This window comes from Bradyrhizobium sp., from assembly GCF_050014615.1.
In the GTDB taxonomy this organism is placed as follows: domain Bacteria; phylum Pseudomonadota; class Alphaproteobacteria; order Rhizobiales; family Xanthobacteraceae; genus Bradyrhizobium.
The window spans coordinates 1-9,286 of sequence record NZ_JBEKCZ010000205.1 but is presented as its reverse complement, the minus strand read 5'-3'; the positions used below and the strand labels follow the sequence as shown (position 1 = coordinate 9,286).

The 9,286-nt window shown below is 63.2% G+C and carries 9 protein-coding genes; 6 read left to right on the top strand and 3 right to left on the bottom strand.

Going from position 1 to position 9,286, the window contains the following annotated elements:
- The 3 genes from ABR948_RS24790 to ABR948_RS24780 form a co-directional block, all read left to right on the top strand.
- The coding region (locus ABR948_RS24790; protein ID WP_428123088.1) for an enoyl-CoA hydratase-related protein at positions 1-276 on the top strand (276 nt) is incomplete at its 5' end.
- On the top strand, positions 273-1,256 hold the full coding sequence (locus tag ABR948_RS24785) for a phosphotransferase family protein (RefSeq protein WP_428123087.1): 984 nt from the start codon (positions 273-275) through the stop codon (positions 1,254-1,256). The genes ABR948_RS24790 and ABR948_RS24785, both read left to right, overlap by 4 nt.
- A 10-nt stretch (positions 1,257-1,266) precedes the next feature.
- Complete coding sequence (locus tag ABR948_RS24780; RefSeq protein ID WP_428123086.1) at positions 1,267-1,659, top strand: DUF6285 domain-containing protein; 393 nt, start codon at positions 1,267-1,269, stop codon at positions 1,657-1,659.
- A 171-nt stretch (positions 1,660-1,830) separates the two neighbouring features.
- Here ABR948_RS24780 and ABR948_RS24775 read toward each other — a convergent pair whose 3' ends face one another.
- Positions 1,831-2,610 (bottom strand): enoyl-CoA hydratase-related protein, encoded by a 780-nt coding sequence (locus ABR948_RS24775; protein ID WP_428123084.1) that lies wholly within the window; start codon positions 2,608-2,610, stop codon positions 1,831-1,833.
- Between the two features lie 214 nt (positions 2,611-2,824).
- On the opposite strand from ABR948_RS24775, the gene ABR948_RS24770 reads away from it, so the two are divergent.
- Entirely contained in the window at positions 2,825-4,099 is a 1,275-nt protein-coding gene (locus tag ABR948_RS24770) for an acyl-CoA dehydrogenase family protein (protein ID WP_428123083.1), read from the top strand.
- A 53-nt stretch (positions 4,100-4,152) separates the two neighbouring features.
- On the opposite strand, the gene ABR948_RS24765 is transcribed toward ABR948_RS24770, so the two are convergent.
- The gene (locus tag ABR948_RS24765; protein WP_428123082.1) at positions 4,153-5,730 is read right to left on the bottom strand and encodes a fatty acid--CoA ligase; all 1,578 of its coding nucleotides are present in this window, start codon (positions 5,728-5,730) and stop codon (positions 4,153-4,155) included.
- 99 nt (positions 5,731-5,829) lie between these two features.
- The gene (locus ABR948_RS24760) at positions 5,830-6,702 is read right to left on the bottom strand and encodes an SDR family oxidoreductase (protein ID WP_428123081.1); all 873 of its coding nucleotides are present in this window, start codon (positions 6,700-6,702) and stop codon (positions 5,830-5,832) included.
- 107 nt (positions 6,703-6,809) lie between these two features.
- Here ABR948_RS24760 and ABR948_RS24755 point away from each other — a divergent pair, with 107 nt between their 5' ends.
- Together ABR948_RS24755 and ABR948_RS24750 are read left to right on the top strand one after the other, a co-directional pair.
- The gene (locus ABR948_RS24755) at positions 6,810-7,622 is read left to right on the top strand and encodes a crotonase/enoyl-CoA hydratase family protein (RefSeq protein ID WP_428123080.1); all 813 of its coding nucleotides are present in this window, start codon (positions 6,810-6,812) and stop codon (positions 7,620-7,622) included.
- Between the two features lie 138 nt (positions 7,623-7,760).
- The coding region (locus ABR948_RS24750) for an acyl-CoA synthetase (protein ID WP_428123079.1) at positions 7,761-9,286 on the top strand (1,526 nt) is incomplete at its 3' end.

Genomic DNA, 9,286 nt, shown 5'->3' with positions numbered 1-9,286 from the left:
GCCGAGAAGGCGCTGGAATGGGGGCTCGTCAACCGGGTCTATGACGATGCCGTGTTGGCGGACGAGACCATCAAGCTTGCACATGAGCTGGCGAACGGCCCGACGGTCGCGCTGTCGCTGATCCGCAAGCTCTATTGGGACAGTCCGGACAATTCGTTCGAAGATCAGCTCAACCTGGAATTCGAATCGCAGCGCACCGCGGGCGCGACGGAAGATTTCAAGGAGGGCGTCACCGCGTTCCTTGAAAAGCGTCCGGCGAAATTCAGGGGCAAATGATCGAGGTCGAACTCGGACGCTGTGTCGCCGGCTGGTGTTCGGGCGCGACCGGCGTCGCCAACTGCGCCAGGCTATCCGGCGGCGCCAGCCAGGAAACCTGGTCGTTCGATATCGTGCATCCCGACGGCACTATCGGTGCGATCCTGCGCCGGGCGCCGTCGGGGTATGGTGCCGCACCAGAACGCGCGGCCGGGCTGAATGCCGAGGCGGTCCTGATGCAGCGCGCCTATGATGCCGGCGTGCCGTCGCCCCGGGTGTTGCACGTGCTGCAGCCGCGGGATGACCTCGGCACCGGATTCATCATGCAGCGGGTCGAGGGCGAAACCATCCCGCGCAAGATCCTGCGCGATGAGAAGTTCGCGCGGGCCCGCCTGATGCTGGCGCGCCAGCTCGGCGAAACCTTGGCGGCGATCCACGGATTGGCCTTGTCGCAACTCCCTGAACTTCGCCGCATGACGGCCGCGAAGGAAATTGCCGAACTCGAGCGCGACTACCGCGGCTTCGACTGGCCGCGGCCGGTGTTCGAACTGGCGCTGCGCTGGTTGCGCGATCACGATCCCGGTGCGCCCAAAGAGATGACTTTGGTGCACGGCGATTTCCGCCACGGCAATCTCATCATCGGCCCCGACGGGCTGCGCGCGGTGCTGGACTGGGAACTCGCGCATATCGGCGATCCCATGGAGGATCTGGGCTGGATCTGCGTCAATTCCTGGCGCTTCGGCGAGATCGACAAACCCGTGGGCGGTTTCGGATCGCGCGAGGAACTATTCGCCGGCTATCAAAAGGCCGGCCGCCACGTCGATCCCAAGCGTGTGACATTCTGGGAAGTGATGGGAACGCTGCGCTGGGGCGTGATGTGCTGCGGCATGATGCAGCGCTTTCGCAGTGGACCCGAGCACTCCGTCGAGCGCGCGATGATCGGCCGCCGCGCCTCGGAAACCGAAATCGATCTGTTGCGGCTGCTGGCGCCGCGGGCCTAGAGGATAATCCATGCAGGACGAGCCGACACCGGAAGAACTGATCCAGGCGGTCGCGGATTTTCTGCGCCACGAGATCGCGCCTGAGATCAGCGGTCATCATGCGTTCAAGCTGCGGGTTGCGATCAACGCGCTCGACCTCGTGACGCGCCAGCTCAGGCTGGAGCAGGGCAGCGATGCGGCGGAAGCCGCGCGGTTGACAGAGCTGCTTGGCGGGCAGACGGACCCGCAGAACTCGCTCGCCGAACTCAATCGCGCTCTGGCCGACCGCATCGCCAGCGGCGAGGCCGATTTGCAAACCCCCGGGCTCGCCGCGCATCTGTGGCAGACCACGATGGACAAGCTCGCGGTCGATCAGCCGAATTACGCGTCGTATAAGAGGGAGTTGGGAGAGAAAGATATTTAGGTCGTCATTGCCTGCGACAAACGCGAAGCGTTTGCGCAAGGAAGCGAAGCGACGAAGCAATCCACCATTTATGCCGAAGTCGTCAATGGATTGCTTCGCGGAGCCTGTCATCGGGCGCGCATTCGCGCGACCCGTTGGCTCGCAATGACGGGAAAGAGAACGGTGTGCTCCTCACTTCCCCACCCATTTCGGCGGGCGCTTTTCCGAAAACGCCTTCGGTCCCTCGATATAATCCTGCGACGCCACCATCGCCTTGACCGCCGGATATTCGCGCTGCTCGGCCATCGCCTGTTCCAGCGACACCGCAAGACCCTTCTGAATCGTTTGCTTGGACGCGCGGATCGACATCGGGCTGTTCTTGCAGATGGTCTCGGCCCAGCGTTCCGCCGCCGCCAGCGCTTCGCCGGGCGGCACTACCTCGTTGACGAAGCCGAGTTCGTAGCCTTCGCGGGCGCTGACATGGCGCGCGGTGAGGATCATGCCCATGGCGCGCTTGAGACCGATCTGCCGCGGCAGCCGGTGCAACCCGCCGGCCAGCGCGGCGAGGCCGACGTGCGGTTCGGGCAGGGCAAACCTCGCATTCTCGGAGGCAATGATGAGGTCGCAGGCCAGTGCGATCTCGAAGCCGCCGCCCATCGCGACGCCGTTGACGGCCGCGATAATTGGCTTGTCGCAGTCGAAGCGCGAGGTCAGTCCGGCAAAACCGCCGGTATCCCAGCCGCGCTTGCCGCCCGCCGCCTGCCATTTCAGATCGTTGCCCGCGCAGAACGCCTTGTCGCCGGCGCCGGTGACGATCGCGACCCATTGTTCCGGATCGGCAGCGAAATCGTCGAACACCTTGTTCAGCTCGAAATGCGCGTCGGTATGCAGCGCGTTGTAAACTTCGGGGCGTGACAGCGTCACGATCGTGATCGGGCCCTTGCGCGTGACCTCGGAGAATTTCAAGTCCATGTTGGCTCCCGTCGTTTTTTCTGTGGTGCGGAATGTCCTGCAATATTAGCGCGCTCCCGCCATCCGACGCCATCCATTTGCGCAACCACGCCGCGCGCGCCAGCCATATTGCGTTGCTTGACTTGGGTTTGGGGTTGGCACCTTAATCGATGGGCGCAGACCGCGTTTCGGCGGTCTTGCGACAATAACAAAAACCACATCAGGGAGAATTGCCGTGGATTTTGCCTTGCCGGCCGACCTGGTCGCCTATCTCGGTGCGCTCGACCAATTCATCGCGCGCGAGATCAAGCCGATTGAAGATGCCGATGACAATATCCGCTTCTTCGATCATCGCCGCGAATGGGCGCGCACCGATTTCGAGAATGGCGGACTGCCACGGCACGAGTGGGAAGCATTGCTGCGCCGGGTGAAAAATCTCGCCGATAATGCAGGGCATCTGCGCTTTGCGATCCCAAAACGCTACGGCGGCCAGGATGGCTCCAATCTCTGGATGGCCGTGATCCGCGAGCATTTCGCCGCCAGGGGACTTGGCCTGCATAACGACCTGCAGAACGAGCATTCGATCGTCGGCAATCTTCCCTTGGTGACGATGCTCGATCGTTACGGCCGCGACGACCAGAAGGCGATGATCGAGGGCTCGATCACGGGAAAATACCGCATCACCTTTGGCCTGACCGAGCCGGAGCACGGCTCCGATGCGACCCATATGGAAACCCGCGCGGTGCAGGCGACCCGCGACGGGGTCCCGGGATGGGTGATCGACGGCGAGAAGATGTGGACCACCGGCATGCATGTCGCGACCCATTGCGCGCTGTTCGCGCGCACCTCCGGCAATGATGGCGACGCGCGCGGCATCACCTGTTTTCTGGTGCCGGCGAACAGCGCCGGCGTGAAGGTCGAGGAATATATGTGGACCTTCAACATGCCGACCGACCACCCGCGCGTCAGTTTCAAGGACGTGTTCGTGCCTGACGATGCGCTGTTCGGTGAAATCGGCCGCGGCCTGTCGCTGGCGCAATGCTTCGTGCATGAGAACCGGATCCGGCAGGCCGCGAGTTCGCTCGGCGCCGCGGTGTATTGCATCGAGGAAAGCGTGAAATACGCGCGCGAGCGCAAACCCTTCGGCAAGGCCTTGGCCGAAAACCAGGCGATCCAGTGGCCGCTGGTCGAGCTGGCGACCCAGGCGGAAATGCTGCGGTTGTTAATTCGCAAGACCGCGTGGGAAATGGACCGGCTGACCCAGGCGCAGGTCGAACACACGCTCTCCGACAAGGTCTCGATGTGTAATTTCTGGGCGAACCGGCTGTGTTGCGAGGCCGCCGACCGCGCCATGCAGGTTCACGGCGGCATGGGCTATTCGCGGCACAAGCCGTTCGAACACATCTACCGGCATCACCGCCGCTACCGCATCACCGAAGGCAGCGAGGAAATCCAGAAGCGCAAGGTCGCGGGTTTTCTGTTCGGCTATATGGGCGCGGGGAAGCATTGAAGAACTGCGAAGGTGTCGTCCCGCGCCGGGACGACGGTGAGGTGCAGCAATTTTCAATTCACCTGCCGGTCCTTGCCGACCCAATAGGGATCACGCAGATGACGGCGCAGGATCTTGCCGGAGGCATTGCGGGGCAGGGCGTCGATGAAATCCACGGTTTTCGGCGTCTTGAAGGCGGCGATACGCTGGCGGGTGAAGCCGATAAGGTCCGGGGCCGTCGCCGTCTTGCCCGGCTTCATCACCACGATCGCCTTGACCGCTTCGCCCCACTGCTCGTCAGGCACGCCGACCACGGCGACTTCGGCGACATCAGGGTGGTCGCAGATCGCGCTTTCGACCTCGGCCGGATAGATGTTTTCGCCGCCGGAAATGATCATGTCCTTGATGCGGTCGTGGATATAGAGATAACCGTCCCTGTCCATGTAACCGGCGTCTCCGGTGCGCAGCCAGCCGTCGCGGCCGAGCGTTCTGGCGGTAGCCTCCGGCAAATTCCAGTAGCCGGCCATGTTCGAGCCGGACCGTGTCGCGATTTCGCCGACTTCGCCCGGCGGCAGTGGCTTGCCATTGGCATCGAGGATCGCAAGCTCAACGCCCGGCAATGCCTTGCCGGCCGAGCGCATCCGGTCCAGTCCCTCGACGTGATCTTCTGGCGCCAGCGCCACGATGGTGCCGGTGGTCTCGGTCATGCCGTACATCTGCACGAAGCCGCAGCCGAACACCTCGATGCATTCCTTCAGCAATGCGGCGGGGATAGGCGAAGCGCCATAGAGTATGTATTTCAGCCGCGAAAAATCCACCTCGCGCGCGCGGGGCTGCCGCACCACGAACTGCATCGCGGCCGGAACCATGAACAGCTTGGTGATGCCGGAGCGCTCGAAGAAGTCCAGCACCTTGTTGGGATCGAATTCCCTGGCGATCACGCCCTTGGCGCCGTGATAGAGGCCGAGCACGCCCCAGCCGGAACCGCCGATGTGGAAGATCGGCATCGCCACCAGCGAGACGTCGTCCTCGGTCCATTTGTTCCAGTCGGGTTTTTCGCCCTTGCCGGTCTCCACCAGATTGAGAAAATTGGCGTGCGACAGCATCGCGCCCTTGGGTTTGCCGGTGGTGCCGGAAGTATAGAGCTGGATCGCGATGTCGCGCGGGCTGATCTCGATGTTCGGATCGTCGTCGCTCTGTTCGTCGCACCATGCCGCGTAGTCCCGCCAGCCTGGCGCGCCGCCCTCGGTGGCGATGAAGCTGCGCACGCCCGGCAGCTGATCCCGCATGCGCTGGATTTGTTCGACGAATTCGGGGCCGACGAACAGCACCGGCGCCTTGCAATCCCCGACGATGAAGGTGATCTCCGGCCCGGCCAGCCGCCAGTTAACCGGCGCCATCACCACATTGGCCTTGATCGCGCCGAGCAGCAGTTCGAAATAGATGTCGCTGTTCTTGCCGAGATAGGCGATGCGCTCGCCGGCTTTGACGCCGAGTGCCTTGAGTGCGTTGGCGACGCGATTGGTCTTGATATCGAGCTCGCCGAAGCTGGTCTGGCGTCCCTCGAACTCGAATGCGATGGATTTGCCGCAGGTCTTCGCCCGCGCGCGTATCACGTCGGCAAGGTTTGCCGCTTCCCCCGAGACGGACATGTTTCCCCCGTGATTTTATTTTGTTGGGCGGAGTGTGGCGTCATCTCGCGCCAAAAACAATACAGCAACGCCGTTCCCGCATTCGCAGCAACGAAAATACTATCCCCTCGTGGCCCGGTCCTTTTCGTTCTGCGCCTTGATCGCGTCGCGCGCCGTGGTCCAGTCGGCGTCGGACCAGTCGCGCAACTGATAGAAGTTGCCGCCCATCGCCAGCGCCTGGCCGCCGTCCATCGCGATGGTCTCGCCATTGATCCAGTCGCAGCCGCCCGAGATCAGGAACACCGCCAGATTCTGCAGTTCTTCCATCTTGCCGACACGGCCCATCGGGTTCTGCGCGATGGTGCGCGCGCCGGCTTCGTCACCCGGCTTGATGCGCTTGCTCATGCCTTCGGTTGGAATTTCACCGGGCGCAATGGTGTTGAGCCGGATGCCGTAGTGTCCCCATTCCGTCGCCAGCGACATGGTCATGGCATGGATCGCGGATTTGCTCATGGCGGAGGGCACCACATAGGGACTGCCGTTGCGCACCCAGGTGACGGTGATCGACACCACATTGCCGCGATGCCCGCCGGCGATCCAGCGCCGGCCCACCGCATGCGTCACATAGAATGTGCCGTGCATGACGATATTAGCGACCGCATCGAAGCCGCGCGGCGTCAGGTCCTGCGTGCGCGAGATGAAATTGCCGGCGGCGTTGTTGACGAGATCGGTGAGCGGGCCGTCGGTAAAAATCGCCTCGATCATCTCGTCGACCGCGAGCGGGTTTCGGATATCGACGCCATGGCTCGCGACCCGGCCGCCATGCAGGTCCATCAGTTCGGTCGCGGTCTCGTCGCAGACAATTTTTCGCCGGCCGCAGATATGAACCTCGGCGCCCAATTGAAGGAAGCGCGCGGCCATCGACTTGCCGAGGCCGGTGCCGCCACCGGTGACAAGAATGCGCCGGCCCGCGAGGAGCTGTTCGTTGAACATGGGAGGTTTCCACCCGGAGGGATTGCCTGTTAATTAGTTGATTGACTAAATCCGGACTACGCCTTTCTGTAAAGTAGGTACAACGAATAAGAGTGGAGGAGATTTTCATGGACGATCGCGTCTCGGTATCGATCTCGGAGGGCGTCGCCGATGTCCGCCTGGTGCGGGCGGACAAGATGAACGCGCTCGATGCCGCGATGTTCGAGGCGCTGGTCGCGACCAGCGACCGCCTGAGCCGGGAAAAGGGTCTGCGAGCGGTAGTATTGTCCGGTGAGGGCCGCTCGTTTTGCGCCGGCCTCGACATGGGCCGTTTCGCGGCCATGAAGCAAAGCGGCGGTAACGGGATAGCGGGCAATGCAACCCGCGACCTCACCACGCGCACCCACGGCCTCGCCAATTTCCCGCAGCAGGCGGTGTGGGGCTGGCGGCAGCTGCCGGTGCCGGTGATCGCCGCGATCCAGGGCGTGGCATTCGGCGGGGGGTTTCAGCTCGCGCTCGGCGCCGATATGCGGTTTCTGGCGCCGGATGCCCGGATGTCGATCATGGAAATCAAATGGGGGCTGGTGCCGGATATGGCGGGGACGCCGATCCTGGCGAGCCTGGTGCGCGACGATATCCTGCGCGAGCTGACCTATACCGGGCGGATTTTCTCGGCGCAGGAGGCGCTGGCTTACGGGCTTGCGACCCGGATCTGCGATGACCCGCGCGCCGCCGCCTTCGAAGTCGCGCGGGAAATCGCCGGCAAGAGCCCGGAAGCGATCCGTGCCGCCAAGCGCATGCTGAACAATCTTTCCGCCGATCCCGGCCCGGCGCTATTGGCCGAATCCGTCGAGCAGCAGAAATTGTTGGGCAGTCCGAATCAAACCGAGGCGGTCCGCGCCAACATCGAAAAGCGCGCGCCGCGCTTTGCGGATGTTTGAGAGGTTCGAACCGTCATCCTGAGGTGCGCGCTCTTTCTTGCGCGCCTCGAAGGATGACTACACGCCGTGCTGCCACCCTTCGAGGCTCGCCGAGGCTCGCACCTCAGGGTGAGGGCTTTCAAGATCAAGAAGAACACAATGACCGATTACTCACACCCCTTCCTCGGCATCATCAGCGGTCAGCGGCGGCGCAGCCACGCAGAGGTCGCCGATCGTGCTGCGCGCGTGGCTGGCGGATTGCAGGCGCTCGGCGTCACGCAGGGCGACAGCGTCTGCATCCTCATGCGCAACGACATCGCCTTCATCGAGGCGGCCTATGCCGCGATGCGGCTCGGCGCCTATGCGGTGCCGGTCAACTGGCACTTCAAGCCGGAGGAAATCAATTACATCCTCAAGGATTCCGGCACCCATGTCCTGGTCGGCCATGCCGACATGCTGCATCAGCTCCGTGACGCAATTCCCGCAGGCGTTACCGTGCTCAGCGTCCCGACGCCGCCGGAAATTCTCGCGAACTACAAGATCGGTCCCGATCTTCTCGCCAAGCCCGATTTCGCGATCGAGCTGGAGGCCTGGCTTGCGCAGCAGCAGGCATACGACGGCCCCGTGCGGCCGCAGCCGGCGAACATGATCTATACCTCCGGCACAACAGGCCATCCCAAGGGCGTGCGGCGCAACGCGCCGACGCCGGAGCAGACCGCAGCGTCGGAGCGTCTGCGTGCGCTGATCTACGGCCTGAAACCGGGGGTGCGGGCGCTGCTGCCGGGGCCGCTGTACCATTCCGCGCCGAATTCGTTCGGCCTGCGTTCCGGGCGTCTCGGCGGCGCGCTGGTCTTGATGCCGCGGTTCGATCCCGAAGGCTTTCTGCGGCTGGTCCAGGATGAAAAAATCGACACCATCTTCATGGTGCCGACCATGTTCGTCCGGCTGATGAAACTGCCGGAGGCGGTGCGCCGGAAATACGACACTTCGTCGCTGCTCCATGTGGTCCATGCCGCCGCCCCCTGTCCGGCGGACGTCAAGCGCGCGATGATCGAGTGGTGGGGCCCGGTAATCTCGGAATATTACGGCTCTACCGAATCCAGCGCGCTGACGTTTGCCAGTTCGGACGATGCGCTGAAGAAGCCGGGCACGGTCGGCAAGATTCTTGACGGCGTCGAACTGCGCTTTCTGGGCGACAACGGCAAACCACTGCGGCAGGGCGAGATCGGAGAAATCTACTCACGCACCGCGGACACGCCGGATTTCACCTACCACAACAAGCCGGAGAAGCGCGCCGAGATCGAGCGCGACGGCTTTATCACCTCGGGCGACGTCGGCTACATCGACGAAGACGGCTATGTCTTCATCTGCGACCGCAAGCGCGACATGGTGATCTCGGGCGGGGTCAACATCTATCCCGCCGAAATCGAGGCCGCGCTGCATGCGGTTCCCGGCGTCCACGACTGCGCCGTGTTCGGCATCCCCGACGACGAATTCGGCGAGGCGCTGATGGCGGTGGTGGAACCGCAAGCAGGGGTGACGCTGGATACTGCCGACATCCGGGCACAGCTGAAGGCCTCGCTGGCGGACTATAAAGTGCCGAAACACGTCGAAATCCTCAAAACCCTGCTGCGTGAGGATTCCGGCAAGATTTTCAAGCGCCGCCTGCGCGATCCCTATTGGGA

Excerpts from the sequence above, each read along its gene's own strand:
- ABR948_RS24765 (WP_428123082.1), bottom strand. The coding sequence starts at position 5,730 with ATGTCCGTCTCGGGGGAAGCGGCAAACCTTGCCGACGTGATACGCGCG.
- ABR948_RS24785 (WP_428123087.1), top strand. The coding sequence starts at position 273 with ATGATCGAGGTCGAACTCGGACGCTGTGTCGCCGGCTGGTGTTCGGGC.
- ABR948_RS24775 (WP_428123084.1), bottom strand. The coding sequence starts at position 2,610 with ATGGACTTGAAATTCTCCGAGGTCACGCGCAAGGGCCCGATCACGATC.
- ABR948_RS24780 (WP_428123086.1), top strand. The coding sequence starts at position 1,267 with ATGCAGGACGAGCCGACACCGGAAGAACTGATCCAGGCGGTCGCGGAT.
- ABR948_RS24760 (WP_428123081.1), bottom strand. The coding sequence starts at position 6,702 with ATGTTCAACGAACAGCTCCTCGCGGGCCGGCGCATTCTTGTCACCGGT.
- ABR948_RS24755 (WP_428123080.1), top strand. The coding sequence starts at position 6,810 with ATGGACGATCGCGTCTCGGTATCGATCTCGGAGGGCGTCGCCGATGTC.